General features: G+C 35.0%; 16 protein-coding genes. 12 read left to right on the forward strand and 4 right to left on the reverse strand.

What is annotated here, in order from left to right:
* Nucleotides 1-13 precede the first annotated feature (13 nt).
* Nucleotides 14-499, forward strand: a complete 486-nt coding sequence (locus MKY94_RS10210) for a cytochrome c biogenesis protein CcdC (RefSeq protein ID WP_144536489.1) — start codon at nt 14-16, stop codon at nt 497-499.
* A gap of 13 nt (nt 500-512) precedes the next feature.
* Here the strand turns inward: MKY94_RS10210 and MKY94_RS10215 are convergent, their stop codons facing one another.
* Entirely contained in the window at nt 513-974 is a 462-nt protein-coding gene (locus MKY94_RS10215) for a DUF2621 family protein (protein WP_144536487.1), read from the reverse strand.
* A gap of 116 nt (nt 975-1,090) precedes the next feature.
* Between MKY94_RS10215 and MKY94_RS10220 the strand changes: the two genes are divergently transcribed.
* From MKY94_RS10220 to MKY94_RS10235, 4 genes are all read left to right on the forward strand, one after another.
* Nucleotides 1,091-1,306 carry a DUF1659 domain-containing protein gene (locus MKY94_RS10220; RefSeq protein WP_151109889.1) on the forward strand — a complete coding sequence of 72 codons (216 nt, stop codon included), beginning with the start codon at nt 1,091-1,093 and terminating at the stop codon, nt 1,304-1,306.
* 19 nt (nt 1,307-1,325) lie between these two features.
* Complete coding sequence (locus MKY94_RS10225) at nt 1,326-1,538, forward strand: DUF2922 domain-containing protein (RefSeq protein WP_144536484.1); 213 nt, start codon at nt 1,326-1,328, stop codon at nt 1,536-1,538.
* A 365-nt stretch (nt 1,539-1,903) separates the two neighbouring features.
* Nucleotides 1,904-2,032, forward strand: coding sequence for a YvrJ family protein (locus MKY94_RS10230; RefSeq protein WP_144536483.1), 129 nt, complete (start codon nt 1,904-1,906; stop codon nt 2,030-2,032).
* A 90-nt stretch (nt 2,033-2,122) separates the two neighbouring features.
* Complete coding sequence (locus MKY94_RS10235; RefSeq protein ID WP_342578623.1) at nt 2,123-2,713, forward strand: SCO family protein; 591 nt, start codon at nt 2,123-2,125, stop codon at nt 2,711-2,713.
* 139 nt (nt 2,714-2,852) lie between these two features.
* Here MKY94_RS10235 and mscL read toward each other — a convergent pair whose 3' ends face one another.
* Nucleotides 2,853-3,230 (reverse strand): large conductance mechanosensitive channel protein MscL, encoded by a 378-nt coding sequence (gene mscL / locus MKY94_RS10240; protein WP_342578624.1) that lies wholly within the window; start codon nt 3,228-3,230, stop codon nt 2,853-2,855.
* 641 nt (nt 3,231-3,871) lie between these two features.
* Between mscL and MKY94_RS10245 the strand changes: the two genes are divergently transcribed.
* Together MKY94_RS10245 and MKY94_RS10250 are read left to right on the forward strand one after the other, a co-directional pair.
* On the forward strand, nt 3,872-4,246 hold the full coding sequence (locus MKY94_RS10245; protein WP_318245409.1) for an EAL domain-containing protein: 375 nt from the start codon (nt 3,872-3,874) through the stop codon (nt 4,244-4,246).
* The gene (locus MKY94_RS10250) at nt 4,236-4,907 is read left to right on the forward strand and encodes a lytic transglycosylase domain-containing protein (RefSeq protein WP_144536479.1); all 672 of its coding nucleotides are present in this window, start codon (nt 4,236-4,238) and stop codon (nt 4,905-4,907) included. The genes MKY94_RS10245 and MKY94_RS10250 overlap by 11 nt, the downstream gene beginning before the upstream one ends.
* Nucleotides 4,908-5,015: 108 nt before the next feature.
* Here the strand turns inward: MKY94_RS10250 and MKY94_RS10255 are convergent, their stop codons facing one another.
* Nucleotides 5,016-5,264, reverse strand: coding sequence for a GlsB/YeaQ/YmgE family stress response membrane protein (locus MKY94_RS10255; protein ID WP_144536478.1), 249 nt, complete (start codon nt 5,262-5,264; stop codon nt 5,016-5,018).
* A gap of 1,253 nt (nt 5,265-6,517) precedes the next feature.
* Between MKY94_RS10255 and MKY94_RS10260 the strand changes: the two genes are divergently transcribed.
* The 4 genes from MKY94_RS10260 (at nt 6,518) to MKY94_RS10275 (ending at nt 11,437) form a co-directional block, all read left to right on the forward strand.
* The gene (locus tag MKY94_RS10260) at nt 6,518-7,015 is read left to right on the forward strand and encodes a DinB family protein (protein ID WP_144536477.1); all 498 of its coding nucleotides are present in this window, start codon (nt 6,518-6,520) and stop codon (nt 7,013-7,015) included.
* Between the two features lie 122 nt (nt 7,016-7,137).
* Nucleotides 7,138-9,846, forward strand: coding sequence for an aconitate hydratase AcnA (gene acnA, locus MKY94_RS10265; protein ID WP_144536476.1), 2,709 nt, complete (start codon nt 7,138-7,140; stop codon nt 9,844-9,846).
* A 127-nt stretch (nt 9,847-9,973) separates the two neighbouring features.
* The gene (locus MKY94_RS10270; protein ID WP_342578625.1) at nt 9,974-11,023 is read left to right on the forward strand and encodes a serine hydrolase domain-containing protein; all 1,050 of its coding nucleotides are present in this window, start codon (nt 9,974-9,976) and stop codon (nt 11,021-11,023) included.
* A gap of 3 nt (nt 11,024-11,026) precedes the next feature.
* The gene (locus tag MKY94_RS10275; protein WP_144536472.1) at nt 11,027-11,437 is read left to right on the forward strand and encodes a GNAT family N-acetyltransferase; all 411 of its coding nucleotides are present in this window, start codon (nt 11,027-11,029) and stop codon (nt 11,435-11,437) included.
* A gap of 263 nt (nt 11,438-11,700) precedes the next feature.
* Here MKY94_RS10275 and MKY94_RS10280 read toward each other — a convergent pair whose 3' ends face one another.
* On the reverse strand, nt 11,701-12,243 hold the full coding sequence (locus tag MKY94_RS10280) for a GNAT family N-acetyltransferase (RefSeq protein WP_342578626.1): 543 nt from the start codon (nt 12,241-12,243) through the stop codon (nt 11,701-11,703).
* A 119-nt stretch (nt 12,244-12,362) separates the two neighbouring features.
* Here MKY94_RS10280 and MKY94_RS10285 point away from each other — a divergent pair, with 119 nt between their 5' ends.
* On the forward strand, nt 12,363-15,575 hold the full coding sequence (locus tag MKY94_RS10285; protein WP_342578627.1) for a BTAD domain-containing putative transcriptional regulator: 3,213 nt from the start codon (nt 12,363-12,365) through the stop codon (nt 15,573-15,575).
* Nucleotides 15,576-15,781 lie beyond the last annotated feature (206 nt).

The raw sequence follows: 15,781 nt of genomic DNA on the forward strand, positions 1-15,781 counted from the left end.
GTGGGGAATACCAATGTTTGATATAGTTCCGGCCAATGTTATGATAATTGTTTCTACGGTCATTGCGCTAGGTATGGGAGTACTGGTGACGACCTTGCGAGCAAAATCTGCAAAGCGACCAGCAAGTGTAAAAAAAATCTTATTACCGCCTCTATTTATGTCAACCGGAGCACTAATGTTTGTGTTTCCTTTCTTTCGAGTAACGTTAGCACAAATTGGCGAAGCACTACTAGTTGGTATGCTATTTTCCATTATTCTCATATGGACATCCAAGTTCGAATACAAAGATGGGGAAATCTATCTTAAGCAGTCGAAGGCATTTATCTTTATATTAATCGGTCTACTAATTATTCGATTAATAGGGAAGATAATACTTAGCTCTAGCATAGATGTGGGAGCACTAAGTGGAATGTTTTGGATTTTAGCATTTGGAATGATTGTTCCATGGAGAATAGCAATGTTCATAAAGTTTAAGAAAATACAAAAACAGCCAATATAAAAACGAGCATCCTCTAAGGGGTGCTCGTTTTTTTTCTGTCCTCTGATAAAGCAAAGTACTTTTCAAAAGGAGATACATCTACAGCCAATTCCTTGAGTTTCTTCCGCAAAAATTTATGATCTCTTTTAGGGGTGGCGATAATATATCCACGAATTAACAATTCTTGTGTGATTGCAGTAGCATTTTCTTCTATGGCAATCTGACCAATCTTACCAGCAATTTTCTGTTTGGCTACAGGTCGGAATAAATCAGGAACCGGAGCAACCAGCTCATTTAAGAGAGCTTTTTGCTCATCATTCCAAAGGTGAATTGTTTTATCTACATAATACTCTTCCCAGTCGAGATCCGATTTACCATCGTTTTTAGGCATAGATTTGAGAAATTTTCGGAACATGAAGAATCCTCCAATTCCCATTAAAACTACTAAGACAACAACCCAAAAAAGTATAAACCATAAAAACCATCCATCTAACAATCTATTCACCTCATTCTTCTAACTATTAGTATAAAGTGTTTGAAAAGAATTTTCATCATGAATGTATCCTTTCTGCTAAAAACTTTCTATATAGAGAGTGAGAGGAGGTGATTCAGATGGCAAACTTGGCACATAAACAATCAGTTTTAAGAATAACTTTTGAAGCAGGAATTGGAACAGATGGGAAAATGAAAACAAAGTCAAAAACGTATCGCAATGTAAAGGCGAATGCAAACGCAGACCAGCTAGAAGCAGCGGTAACAATTCTTTCGGGATTTTCTACTAGCCCATTTGTGGGGGCAGAGAAAATACAAACATCTAATCTTAACTAAAAAATAAGGAGGAATAATCATGGCTAAAACTTTACAAATGCAATTTGAATCGTCAAACGGAAAAGCAGTACTTTTGACCGTTGATGACCCTCGTGAAAACCTGACTCGAAACGAAATTGAAGCTGGAATGCAAGCTATTATTACTAGTGATGCTTTTCATGCAGAAAGCTTTAGTTTAACCTCGATCAAAAGCGCGAAGGTAGTAGATCGAAACGTTAATGAAATAATCTAGCAAATATGCTAACTAGCCCGAGCTTAGATTGCAGACATATATCTTTGTCCATAGCTCACGTATAATTTGTTGTCATTTAAAGATTCGAAACAGTTGATAGGGAACAAGTTCGTCATTATTACTTTTCTAAACATTAGGCTCTCCTTAGGAGGGCCTTTTTGAAAGCAACAGAGAAAATATACATTTTTCCAAATGCTTGTGTAGATTTGTGGTCCCTAAATGTGACATAAAGGAGGTGACCTATATTTCATAGCTCTTTAGTAATTTCACAAGCTTTGTGACATTTCTGAGGTGTATATTAAAACCTGTCTTTGTTATGGTACGAATATGTATTTTCTAAAAGTTACTAGGAAGGAGGATATCCGATGGAGCAGTGGCTAATGGTTATTCAAGATATAGGCTTTCCCATCTTTGTCTCGTTCTATTTAATGCACAGAGTTGAGAGCAAGCTTGAAGAAATAAAAAACGCACTGTTGTCCTTAAGTAAAGTGTAGACACAAAACTGTTGAAATATCTGAGACAGAGTAGTTGAATGAATTATTTTCTTTCTATAAGATTAGGCTATGATGTTATAAAGGGGTCATATGATGAAGAAATTATTAGTTATGTTAACAATAAGTATATTGGTCCTCGCAGGATGTGGCAGCAGTGATTTTAAAGCCCAAACTAACTGGGAGATAGAAGATTTTGTTTTTGATAATCAGCGTGGCGAAGAGGTATCATTAGATGATTTAAAAGGAACCGTTTGGTTAGCTACTTTTATTTTTACTAATTGTACTACGGTCTGTCCTCCAATGACCTTTAACCTTACAGAAATACAAGGAATGTTAGAGGAAAAAGGTATTGAGGATTATAAAATTGTGGCTTTCAGCGTAGATCCGGATGTAGATTCACCTGAAGTATTAAAAGAATATCTGGAATTGTATGAGGTGCCAGATGAAAGTAAATGGGAGCTTTTAACTGGATATTCTCAAGAGTATATCTCACAGTTTGCTGAAAAATCATTTAAAGCACTTGTTCGCAACAATCCAAACGATGACCAAGTGATTCACGGATCCTCCTTTTATTTAGTCGATCAAAATGGAGTAGCTGTAAAAAACTACGGCGGGGTTAAAGAAGTGCCAAAAGAAGAAATAGTAATCGATATCGAAACTTTAATTAAAGAAGGCCAATAATAAGCTGTTTCTCGAAAAAAGTCTGTAAATAATAAATTATCCCGTAAATATTAGATCCTAAACTAATATTTACGGGGTATTTTTTTGACTACTTTTACTGCCGGAAATTCGTTTTACCTGGAAGAGAAACTTATGTATATCAATTGTTTGCTTGTTTTTTTAGTAAATCTCTAATTTCTTCCAACAATACTTTCTTTGAGTCTACAGGAGGAGCATCTTGTGTAGCTGCAACCACGTCTTCTTTACGTTTAAATCTAGATAGTAATCTTATAAATATGAAGATAGAAAATGCAATCACTAAAAAATTGAAGACTGATTGAAGAAAATTTCCAATTAGGAGTTCTCCTAATTTAATACTTGTAAAATCTATATCTCCTAACAGTATTCCTAGTAAAGAAATGATGATATTTTCTACTAATGATGTAACGATGTTTCCAAAAGCAGCTCCGATTACTACGGCAACTGCAAGGTCTAATACATTACCCTTGAATGCAAATTCTTTAAAGTCCTTCCACATAAAATTTTCACCTCCCGTTATTGAATATCCAAAATAGTATATATTTTAAATAGAAAGTTCGCAATTTTTTATGCAGTTATTGTCAATTTGTGCTATTGTTTTCTTAGAGAAATGGCTAGGTAGGGTGGGGGGCACCCATGAACTTAAAGAAAACATATAGAGCTCTATCTTTTAGAATGTATTAATATATACGTGAAGTTAAGAAATTAGGTGTATTAAAGTATATTCCTTACCATATAGAACTTTCAATTCTTGTTAATAGGGTGCTTAACAACGAGCTTTTTTAAAATTTTCATCCACAAATTTCAACTAGTACTAGTGAGATTATTAGAGTAGAATCATTGCTAGGGTAGAGATATGAAGGTAATTTTGTTTCTCTAGGAGAATTTATTTCACTAGCTGATAAAGTGGATTAATAATCTAGAATGGTGACTTTGTATTAAGAGAAACATGTGAGAATTTCTTGTTATAGAGAAATCTTTAGGTAAAAAATTACTTTTTAGCATAAATGTTTCAGCTAGACAATTTTATCAACAGGATTATATTTAGCGTACAAAGCTAATACTGCATGAGATCAATATCTCCCAAAACAAGATTGTATTGGAAATCACAGACTCAATTATTATGGAATATACTTTGTCATCAGATTCCTTCAGGAATTAAAGGAATTCGGATTTCAAATTGCCATGGATGATTTTGGCACAGGCTACTCTTATTTTAAACATCTTGAACAGCTTCCGGGGAATATTATTAATATTGACCAAAGCTTCACACAAGAGATACATAAATCTAAAACAAGGGCAATCGTTCAATCCATCCTTTCTTTAGCTCATAACTTGGAGGTGAAAATCTTAGCCGAGGGAGTAGAAGACCCTTATCAGGTTTGTTGCTTAAAGAATTTAGATTGCCATTACCTCCAAAGCTATTTCTTCAATAAGGCGTTAACTTTAAACCATTTATTGAAGGAGTATTCTGAAGCAAGTAATGAAAAGGTGGCTTTTAAGAATGACATCTAAGAAACAAAAATCATATAAATGGAAGCTGTGGAGTATTATCCTCTTGTTGCCAGTAACGATCACAGTATATGTTCTGTTAATAGTGAGCTGGCAGGAGCTTCGTAAAATACCTGCTGTCCAGGAATGGGCGACATCTATTCAAAAGTCTACGACAAAGATAGATGTTCCAGGGGAATACATACCAATTTATAAAGATGCTGCGGATGAATATGGGATTCCTTGGACTCTTCTCGCTGCACATCATCGAATCGAAACCAAGTTTTCTACTATGGATCCTTTGTTATCACCAGTGGGGGCAGAGGGGCATATGCAATTTATGCCTTGTACCTTTGTGGGGTGGTCGCATCCTAGCTGTGGTGGACTTGGTTTAGGAGAAATACCTGAGGAGGATAAAATAAACCCTGCAGTAATAGCTCAATACGGAGGATATGGTATAGATGCAAATGGAGATGGTTATGCGGATCCTTATGACTTAGAGGATGCTATCTACAGTGCTGCTAATTACTTGGCAGCAAGTGGTGCAGCAGATGGTGAAATTGAAAAAGCCATTTTTAACTATAACCGCAGCAATAAATATGTGGAGGACGTGCTCCACTTTTATCACCTTTATGAAAAACAGCTTGCCACACTCCAAACTGCTACCGTTCAGGATGGCCTATAAGAACTTCTAACAGTGAATAGCATTTGGCCTTCACTTCAACAATTACAATGAAAAAGGGACTGACTATGATATAGTCGTCCCTTTTTGGTGTACGTATAATTTTTTTGCTTACTTACGCATACTCTTTAAAATCAAACTTAATATTGCAACTAAAATAATTGCTCCGATTAATGCAGGAATAATTGCCATATCCCAAATAACTGGACCCAAGTCAGGGAAAATCATTCCACCGATCCATGCCCCGATAATACCTGCTACAATATTACCTATAATTCCTCCAGGTATATCTTTACCAAGAATTAATCCTGCTAGCCAACCGATGATCCCACCGATGATTAAGTATAAAATTAGTCCCATTGTCTTCATCTCCTCAAATAATTGTTATCTTGTACACTCTTTATATAACCAACTTCCACAGAAACTAAACATACCTAATTAATTTAAAAAAATTCGCACTTAAGGAATATTTAAATAATTATCGCCCCATGGTCTCCATTCTCGATAAAACTTGAAGCTCCAGCTTCATACGCTACTGTAGACAATTCAGAATTATGAGCTTCTAATATTGTTTGCCCACTGCATATATACTTGTTCAAACCTCATATCAAGAATATTTTGTAGTACTACTAATTCACCTAGAATGAATTGCTTCTCTTTTCCATAGAAATCAAATGGAGCAAGACTTCTATATTATTTTAGATCGGTTGTAAAGGTTTCAGCCCTATTAGATACAATTGGATGCAATAAAGGTCACTATACAATCAAAAACCCATAAGTATGAAAAACAATACCTCTAATATAAGTATGGATGAGTTTGATAAAATTCTCACTTAGATTACCCATTTTAAAAGAGCTTATTCAAATAAAAAACATGAATAATGTGGGTAGAAATCAAATATATACTATTAAAGCGATAAGGTTTATTGATTTCTGTTCCAAGCGTTTTCTTTTATTAATCAGGTAAGGGCAAAATATTATACCTTTTTCCATTATTACTTTTGTAATGTCTCCAGTCTCAGTCAATCGCTAATATCGTTGCGTATTTTTATCTAGCAACAAATTGATAAATGTTCGTTTTTATTGTTAAAGCTCTGAGATAAACTCAAATGGAAAATTACAATCTAAAAAGGAGCGATTAAGAAATGGATAAAAAACAAACAAAAAAGCTAAATAAACAAGCAATTTGGTTTGCTATATTTCATACAATCCTCATCTTGGATATTATTATCGAATTTAGTTCCTTTCATTAAATAAATAATTTTTAATTCAAATTTTAATAAGTATAAAGTAGAGAAATCTTGTTTCTCTGCTTTTTTATTTGCTAAATACGATAAGATAGAGTTGTCTAGTTTTAAATCGAGCGGAGTAAACCATACTTCGTGACAAATTTTAATTATTAAATTTTGATTTATTTATAGTGATTTTATCAACCTTGGATAATTATCAAATTTCCTGGATAGAACATCCATGTCTTTTCATATAAATTGGAATTGTGAAAATGGTATTTAAGTATAAACTAAATAAGAATATGTTCTGAAATTTAGATTGTATTACTAGGGAAATGGGTATAAGTTAAAAGATATGTAAACAAAGCTTAGTGGAGGTATAAAATGTTTTTAGAAAAAAATAATGAAATTCGAGCGGATCTATTCCGTCTGGTAGATTCCTTAACAGAGGAAGAGTTTAATAAAAAACCTGATAATAATGCTTGGTCGCCAAAGGAAATTATGGAACACTTAGTTAAGATGGAGAATACCATTGTAAAAGGAATAAAGGCCGAAATTGCCAATCCTCAAAGCCCACAAGTGAAAAAGAAGCCTATTGGGGTTTCGACTTTCCGATTGATCAAAGTAAAGGCACCTAAACATACAGTGCCAAAGCCTGATTATGAGACAAAAGAGGTGATGAAAAATAAATTGCATGAGGCAAGAATGGAATTATTAAAAGTATATGCTGATAATGATTATCAGGTATTTCAAAAAAAATCATTAAAGCATCCTTTATTTGGACAAGTACCACTTGTGCAGTGGTTTCCATTCGTAGGATTACATGAAAAACGTCATTTGAAGCAATTAGAGAAAACAATCAAAAAGATAAAAGGTCATTAGAATTAATTATTACTTATAATAATTTTAATGTAATTTACTTATCAATAGAGATAAGTTATGATTAGTTATGGAGAAAAGTTACTTGAATAGAGTCTTTTCAATAGATATTAGGAGGATTACTAATGGCAAAAGATAGCTTACACAATAGCCGTACTTCTTTCACGCTAAATGGAAAAGAATATACTTATTATCGTTTAGCAGCTCTAGAAGAAGCAGGAATTGCAAACGTTTCACGTCTACCATACTCAATTAAAGTATTGCTAGAGTCTGTGCTACGTCAACATGATGGATATGTTATTAAAGATGAACATGTAGAACAATTAGCAAAATGGGGTAAAGATGCAGACCCAGAAGCAGAAGTTCCATTTAAACCTTCTCGAGTTGTACTACAAGATTTCACAGGAGTACCAGTAGTAGTTGATTTAGCAGCATTACGTTCTGCCATGAACGAAATGGGCGGTAATCCGGACAAAATTAACCCTGCTATTCCAGTTGACCTTGTAATCGATCACTCAGTACAAGTAGATAAATATGGTACTGCTTCAGCTTTACAAGCTAATATGGATCTTGAGTTCGAACGTAATGCAGAGCGTTACAACTTCTTAAAATGGGCTCAAACAGCATACGATAATTTCCGTGCTGTACCTCCAGCGACTGGTATCGTTCACCAAGTTAACTTAGAGTACCTAGCGCCAATCGTACACGTAAACGAATCAACTGACGGTACATTAGAAACATTCCCAGACTCAGTAGTTGGTACTGATTCACATACAACAATGATTAATGGTCTTGGTGTACTTGGATGGGGTGTAGGTGGTATTGAGGCTGAGGCAGGAATGCTTGGTCAACCTTCATACTTCCCAATTCCTGAAGTTATCGGAGTGAAATTAACAGGAGATCTTCCAAACGGAACGACTGCTACTGACTTAGCGCTTAAAGTTACTCAAGTACTTCGTCAACGTGGTGTTGTTGGTAAATTTGTTGAATTCTTCGGCCCTGGGGTATCTAAATTACCACTTGCTGACCGTGCAACTATTGCTAACATGGCTCCTGAGTATGGTGCTACTTGTGGTTACTTCGCTATCGATGAGGAATCACTTGAATACTTGCGTCTAACTGGCCGTGAAGAAGAACATATTGCAGTTGTTGAAGCTTACTTAAAAGCAAACGACATGTTCTTTGATCCAACTTTAGAGCCTGTATACACAGATGTTATTGAAATTGACCTTGGTGCAATCCAAGCAAATCTTTCAGGACCAAAACGTCCACAAGATTTAATTCCTCTTACTGATATGAAATCTCGTTACCGTGAAGCAGTAGTTGCTCCTCAAGGTACACAAGGCTTCGGATTATCAGAAAAAGAGTTTGCTAAATCTGCAACTGTAAAATTTGAAGACAGAGATGTTGTTATGCCAACTGGTGCTGTTGCAATTGCTGCAATCACTTCTTGTACAAACACATCTAACCCATACGTTATGCTAGCAGCTGGTTTAGTTGCGAAAAAAGCTGTAGAAAAAGGATTGAAAGTACCTGCATATGTAAAAACATCATTAGCACCTGGTTCTAAGGTAGTTACTGGTTATTTACAAGATTCAGGACTAGACAAATTCCTTGATGAAATTGGATTCAACACAGTTGGTTATGGTTGTACTACATGTATCGGTAACTCTGGTCCATTGTTGCCTGAAATCGAGAAAGCGATTATTGACGAAGATTTATTCGTAACTTCTGTGCTTTCTGGTAACCGTAACTTTGAAGGTCGTGTGCATCCATTAGTAAAAGCTAACTACTTGGCTTCACCACCATTAGTTGTGGCATATGCTCTTGCTGGAACTGTAGATATTGACCTACAAAAAGATTCATTTGGTAAAGACCAAGATGGCAACGAAGTATTCTTTGCTGATATTTGGCCATCTACTGAAGAAGTTAACCAAGTACTTTCTAAAGTGGTTACTCGTGAACTATTCCAAAAGGAATATGCACGTGTATTCGATGAAAACGAAGCTTGGAATGCAATTGAAACTTCTACAGAATCACTATATTCATTTGATGACAAATCAACTTATATTCAAAACCCACCATTCTTCCAAGGATTATCTAAGGAACCTGGTCAAATTGAATCACTTGATGGTCTTCGCATAGTAGCCAAATTTGGTGACTCTATTACTACTGACCATATTTCACCGGCTGGTGCAATTGGTAAAGATACTCCTGCAGGTAAATACTTACGTGAAAATGGTGTAGAGGTACGTGACTTCAACTCATATGGTTCTCGTCGTGGTAACCATGAAGTAATGATGCGCGGTACATTTGCAAATATTCGTATTCGTAACCAAGTAGCTCCTGGCACAGAAGGTGGATATACTACTTACTGGCCAACAGGCGAAATCATGTCCATCTATGATGCTGCTATGAAGTATCAAGAAGAAGGTACCGGTTTAGTAGTAATTGGCGGAAAAGATTATGGTATGGGATCATCTCGTGACTGGGCAGCTAAAGGAACAAATCTTTTAGGCATTAAAGCAGTAATTACGGAAAGCTTTGAGCGTATTCACCGTTCAAATCTTGTAATGATGGGTGTTTTACCTCTTAATTTCTTACCAGGTGAAAATGCTGAAACATTAGGCTTAACTGGTAAAGAAGAAATTAGTGTGAATATTGCTGAAGGAGTTAAACCTCGTGATATCCTGAAAGTAACAGCTAAAGCAGAAGATGGTTCTGTAAAAGAATTCAATGTGCTTGCTCGTTTCGACTCAGAGGTTGAGGTAGATTACTACCGTCATGGCGGTATCCTTCAAATGGTGTTACGTAACAAAATGCTAGAAGCATAATAGATAGAAACGGGCCCTAAATCTTATATGATTTAGGGCTCTTTTTTTGTGTAAATTAACGAAATATTCGTTACAAGAACATACATTCGTGTTAATATATAGATAACGAGTTGTAGGAGGAAATTACATGAGACTAAAAAACTTCAATTTGGCAGAACGAATGCATTACTATAAGGTGCCAGGAGTAAGTATTACATTAATTGATCAGGGACAAATCAGTGCATGCATAAACCAAGGGGTTTTAGAGGTGGGAAGCAGAAAAGCTATCAACGAGAATTCTCTTTTTAACGCTTGTTCTATTAGTAAGTTTCTAACTGGAATGTTGGTTATAAAACTCGTCCAACAAGGGGATTTAGATTTAGATGAAAATGTTAACGAGAAACTTATATCTTGGAATATCCCAGAGAATGATTTTACTAACTTAAAAAGAGTAACTTTAAGAAACTTACTTAGCCATCAATCTGGAATTGTAGATCCTATCAATAGTTTTCCAGAGCATGTTGCAAGTAATGGCACTCCAACAATGGTGGAATTACTAGAAGGAAAAACGCCCTACAATAATTGCCCAATTGAAGTTACATATGAACCTGAAAGTGAATTTCATTATTCAGATGCTAGCTACTGTATAATTCAGCAAGTAATTGAAGACTCAATGAAAAAATCATTCATCCAAGTTATGACTGAGCATATATTTACACCATTAGAAATGGAGAATAGTAACTATGCTATGACAGCAGCAAGTATGAGTGAAGAAAACGTTTCGTGTGGTCATAACAAAAACGGAGAAGTAGTGAATGAAAAATATCCTTTATATCCATATCCCGCTGCTTCTGGATTATGGACAACCTCTGAAAATATAGCTAAATTAGTCCAAGAATTAATGAATGCTTTGAAAGGTGAAAGTAAAACCGGTATCTCTGCTATAGCAGCAAAGGAGTTAATTAGTTCACAAGGAAGAAAAAAATGGGCAGGACTTGGTGTATTTCTTGAGGAATCTGAGAACCAACTGGAAATCTCATCACTTGGATGGGGAGTAGGCTTTCAATGTATGATGGTAGCATACCCATATTTGGAGAAAGGTGCTGTCATAATGACAAATGCAGAACTAGGGGTACATCAACTGGAAGGAATCATCGGAGAAATATATAACTCTTTACTGAGCCAATTGAAGGGGTAAAAAATGCATATCTTACTAGCTAAACCAGCTTCTATACCTAATGTAATAGCTTTCTTCAAAGAAAACTTAAATCCCGATAGTAGCGAGATATATTCAGAAGAGTTTTTATGCCCTCTTGGAACTCAAGCTGCTATTAGAAGGAACCAAATGATACTAGCTATAGAAAATGGGCATGTTGTGGGAGCAATTCGTTTTTATCGAAGAAAAACAGCCAATACCATTTCACTTTATCAATTTGCTGTAAGTTCAAAGTATCGTGGTAAAGGCGTTTTAAAAAAGATGCTTCTCTTTATAAATGACGCGCCAATCGTAGCTCTATGTCCAATTGAATCAAAATTTAACCAATATTATTACAAGATGGATTGGAAACTACAAGAACAAGTTGATGGGTTTAATACGTGGATTTTTAAATGAGTGCTTGATTACGGTTTGTGTTTATTAATTAATAATACTTTCACTTAAAATGTAAGCATTTTTTTACTTGAAAAAGCAAATGAATAAATATAATCATAGCGATTTAATATTCTTTAGATTTGTATAAGGATTAGCTGATAAAGGGCTATTTTCTATAGTTTTATCATGGGGCATTTCCTATTCATTTAGTCTCATTTTTGATAGACATTAATTTGCTTCGGTTCGTTGAAAGAAACGAAGCAAATTTCACATAAAGAAAAAGATTACTCTCTCCAATCAGGCTTGGTGAGGGAAAAGATGAAAGCATCATGTGAGCTGTTATCTTGATATAGATACCCTCTCAACAAACCTTCCTTTTCAAATCCTAGATTTAAAAGTAACGTAAAAGAGGCCTCGTTTTGAGGGAATGTTACTGCTCCTATACGGTATAGATTTAAAACATTAAAGCAATAGTCTATAACAGCCCTCACAGCTTCACTCACTATTCCTTTTCTCCAATGGCCAGGTAATAGTTCATAGCCAATTTCTGTTCTTTTACTAGCTAAAGATAAGTTATTTAATCCAACAGTTCCAATAAACTCTCCAGTTTCTTTCAATTCTATTCCCCAACGCATAGATTTTTTTTGCTCAAAACCTGTAGCAAATGATTTAAGTAACGCATCAGCTTGTTCTTCTTTTGTAAACGGGGACATCCCGTAATACTTAATGACTTCTTCATTGGAAAAAATGGAGAAAATACTAGCCACATGTTCATCTTTAATTTCTATTAACTTTAATCTCTCTGTAGACAATGTTGGAAAGCTCATCTCAAAACCCCTTTTCTATAATTCTTATATTCTAACACAACTGTAATTATCTTTCTATTCAATTAAATTGTATGTTAGGATATGGTTATATACATGGCATTTTCTTTGGGGGGTATTCGATGGAACAACCAACTATCTTACTGTCTAAGCTTAATCCACCGGTTCCTTCTTCAAATTATATGAGAAGGTCTTCTTTAATTAAAAAATTGAAAAGTAAAGCGGACAAAAAAGTTTGTCTCTTACATAGTGGTGCAGGCTTTGGAAAAAGCTCTGCCCTTGCTCAATATTTTCAAGATTCTAAGGAAACGTTTTCATGGTACTCCATATCGGAGGAGGATGATAATATTCTTCCTTTTCTACGCCATTTAGTACATAGCATTCGTAAAGTTGTTCCAGCGTTTGGAAGCAGTCTCCTAGAGGATAGCCTTCTATTCATGTATCCAAAGGAGGCTGAGCTAATTAGGTGGTACTCTCTTTTCAGTAATGAGCTTTCAGTAATGGGCACCCCTTTTACAATTGTTTTAGATGATTATCATTTGGTTGATCATGTATTCCACATTAATTATGTAATTGAAAAAATAATAGAGTTTCTTCCTCCTTCTATCAATATAGTTATAGCTTCACGGATTCGACCAAAATGGACAGTTCTACTCAAGCTTAAGTTAAATGGTCAATTAGTGGAGATAAAGGAAAAAGATTTTATGTTTACCGAGGAAGAAATTCAAGTGTTCTTTGAAGATTACTTTGATAAAACAATTACAAGTGTAGAAGCGGAAAACGTTTTAAAGCTAACAGAGGGGTGGGCTATCGCGATACAATTGATTGCCATACAAGTAGCGGAATCAAACAAAGTGATAGCAGATCTTTCTGATTTTGCATTGAATGAATTATTTTCCTATCTTTCGGAAGAAGTATTTTCTAATATGACCCTCAAAAATCAACATTCCTTATTGAATTTTAGTATTTTTCCAGTTTTTTCAGCAATAGAAATAAAGGAATTCTTTGGTGAAGAAGAACTTGTTCAGTTACAGTTGCTAACATCAACTCACTCTTTCATCCAGATGTTAAGTGACTCTAATACTTATAGATTTCACTCTTTGTTTCAACAATTTTTAGAAGATAAATGGCTACAAACAAATTCTTTAATGTATTATGAAACACATAAAAAAGTATCTAGGTTTTTTAAAGAGCAAAATAATATCGTACAAGCTATTTATCATGCAGAAAAATCTAAAGATGAGCTATTTTTAGCTGAAATGATTATTCAGAATGCGAACTCAATGATTATGGCTGGTCAATTCGATTGGCTGTTAGACTTGATGAAGGATCATTTGTCTCCTACTACTAGGGAAATGTTTTACGAACTCTATTATTTTGAGGGTGAGTGTCATCGATATCGGGCTTTTTATGAAAAAGCTAGGAAATCATATGAAGTGTGTTTAGATATTGCTCAGACAAAGCAAAATGTTCTATTTATAAGCAGAGCTAATGCAGGGATGGCACATATTTATCTAGATACTATTCAACCAGCATTAGCAAAATCATTTTTAGAGGAAGCCATTAAATGGGCAAATGAAAGTGAAGAAATATCGATTCAGGAACAGAATTCTCTAAAAAGGCTTCATGCTGAGAATCTAGTGAATTTAGGAAAAACCAAAGAGGCTAGTGAATGGGTATCGATGGAGAATTTAGATCCATTTATTTTAAGGAATGGTAATTTGGATGCGCGAATCTATTTAAGAACCGGGCTGCTTAATGACGCAGTTCAGGTTTTAGAGTCGAGGCTAGGAGATGAAATAGCTATTCCCGATTCTCATCGAGAAACTGACATCTTACTCTCGTTTATTTACTCACTGACAGGAGAAATCGAAAAAGCTAAAAAAGCTGCTAATAAAGGCATCGAAACAGGCATCAAAGAAAAGTCAGGTTTCGTGGAGGCAGTGGGGTGGATTAGAAAGGGTCATTCTGAAATTTTGTACAATCCATTTGATCAAAAGACACCTGAATCTCTATACTTAAAAGCCGTACAACGAATGGAAGACTTAGATGTTTCAAGAGCTAAAGCCGAGCCTTACTTGGGACTTTCTATTTTAAAGTCTAGGCAGGGGAAGCTTCAGGAAGCTATTGATTACGGTGAAATGGGATTGCGTGAAACAATCAAAAGTAATGATTATTGGCTATCTGCTTATATTATGCTTGGCCTGTCCATTGTTTATTATGAAAATGGTGATTTAGACAAAGCTGAAGCAATATGTCAGGAAGCAAATGCATTATTTTATAAAAATGGAGATATATACGGAGAAATGATCAGTAACTACTGGCTTTCTAGTATTTATGCAGAGCTTCAAATGAGTGAACCTTTTTTAGGTTCCTTGCTGAAATTTGCAAGAATGTGTGTGGAAAATAATTTTCTTTTCTTTCTGCTGAAAAAAACCGTATTTGGTCCAGTGGATCTACAGGTCAATTATCCCCTTCTTAAAAAGGGAAGCTTACTTCTAAAAGGAAACAAAGATCCCTTCTTGCAAAAATTGATAGAAAAATTAGATGTGCGAGATGATATACCTTACCCAGGATATTCTCTGAGACTGCAGCTTCTAGGCTCCTTTACTCTATTTATGGGCATTCATGAAGTAGAAGAAAGGAAATGGCAAAGAGAAAAGTCGAAGGAGCTTCTTACTTTTTTATATTTGCATAAAAATCGATTTGTACCTAAGGAAGAATTAATAAGAAACCTATGGAAAGAGGATGAAAAAACAAATGATCGCGATTTTAAGGTTGTCTTAAATGCGCTGCTTAAAGTTATAGAACCAAAAAGGCAAGCGCGAGGAGAATCTTTTTTTATAGTCCGTAAACAATCAATGTACCGTATTAATCCAGAAGCAGTTGTTCATAGTGACTTAGAGACATTTAATGATTACGTTACGCTAGGAATGCAAGAAAAAGTTGCATCGTTATCGTTAGAACATCTATTAAAGGCAGTGAGACTCTATAATGGTAGCCTTCTAGAAGATAATCCTGCCAATGAATGGATCTCTCATGACCGTGAGAAAACAGAGCAACAGTATATGTTAGTTTTAGAAAGATTGGCTCAAACGAGTACGCGTATAAAGGATTTCGAGAACACGATATACTGGTCTGAGAAACTCATACGGATAGATCCAACGTGGGAAGAGGCCTATCGTTTGCTTATGTTTGCTTATTATCAAATGCAAAATAGAACACAGGCAGTTAAATGGTATGAACGATGTGTAGCAACTTTACATGATGAGCTTCGTGTAGAACCTATGCAAACGACTATTCAAATGTATGAGATGATTGTGAATTTTGGCTAAGGATTATTTAAGTTTTAAAAATATGGCATCAAATATAATATTTCGCTGAGATGAAAATTCATTACAGCAGAATTATAACTTCACGGCTACTAGTCAGCATACATAAATTTTAAGCTGATAGGGCTCTGTAAGCTCGTCAAATATTTTGTGAATGCTTGACATTTTATATATCGAACTAGTGGTTTATCTAGATAGAAGCGTATCCA

Origin of the sequence: Psychrobacillus sp. FSL K6-2843 (assembly GCF_038626375.1) — a bacterium.
Taxonomy (GTDB): domain Bacteria; phylum Bacillota; class Bacilli; order Bacillales_A; family Planococcaceae; genus Psychrobacillus; species Psychrobacillus faecigallinarum.

What these genes read in the sequence shown, in the direction of transcription:
- MKY94_RS10260 (WP_144536477.1), top strand. Translation starts at nt 6,518, where the DNA reads ATGTTTTTAGAAAAAAATAATGAAATTCGAGCGGATCTATTCCGTCTG.
- MKY94_RS10225 (WP_144536484.1), top strand. Translation starts at nt 1,326, where the DNA reads ATGGCTAAAACTTTACAAATGCAATTTGAATCGTCAAACGGAAAAGCA.
- MKY94_RS10255 (WP_144536478.1), bottom strand. Translation starts at nt 5,264, where the DNA reads ATGGGACTAATTTTATACTTAATCATCGGTGGGATCATCGGTTGGCTA.
- MKY94_RS10285 (WP_342578627.1), top strand. Translation starts at nt 12,363, where the DNA reads ATGGAACAACCAACTATCTTACTGTCTAAGCTTAATCCACCGGTTCCT.
- acnA (WP_144536476.1), top strand. Translation starts at nt 7,138, where the DNA reads ATGGCAAAAGATAGCTTACACAATAGCCGTACTTCTTTCACGCTAAAT.
- mscL (WP_342578624.1), bottom strand. Translation starts at nt 3,230, where the DNA reads ATGTGGAAGGACTTTAAAGAATTTGCATTCAAGGGTAATGTATTAGAC.
- MKY94_RS10275 (WP_144536472.1), top strand. Translation starts at nt 11,027, where the DNA reads ATGCATATCTTACTAGCTAAACCAGCTTCTATACCTAATGTAATAGCT.
- MKY94_RS10230 (WP_144536483.1), top strand. Translation starts at nt 1,904, where the DNA reads ATGGAGCAGTGGCTAATGGTTATTCAAGATATAGGCTTTCCCATCTTT.
- MKY94_RS10235 (WP_342578623.1), top strand. Translation starts at nt 2,123, where the DNA reads ATGATGAAGAAATTATTAGTTATGTTAACAATAAGTATATTGGTCCTC.
- MKY94_RS10210 (WP_144536489.1), top strand. Translation starts at nt 14, where the DNA reads ATGTTTGATATAGTTCCGGCCAATGTTATGATAATTGTTTCTACGGTC.
- MKY94_RS10250 (WP_144536479.1), top strand. Translation starts at nt 4,236, where the DNA reads ATGACATCTAAGAAACAAAAATCATATAAATGGAAGCTGTGGAGTATT.
- MKY94_RS10270 (WP_342578625.1), top strand. Translation starts at nt 9,974, where the DNA reads ATGAGACTAAAAAACTTCAATTTGGCAGAACGAATGCATTACTATAAG.
- MKY94_RS10280 (WP_342578626.1), bottom strand. Translation starts at nt 12,243, where the DNA reads ATGAGCTTTCCAACATTGTCTACAGAGAGATTAAAGTTAATAGAAATT.
- MKY94_RS10220 (WP_151109889.1), top strand. Translation starts at nt 1,091, where the DNA reads ATGGCAAACTTGGCACATAAACAATCAGTTTTAAGAATAACTTTTGAA.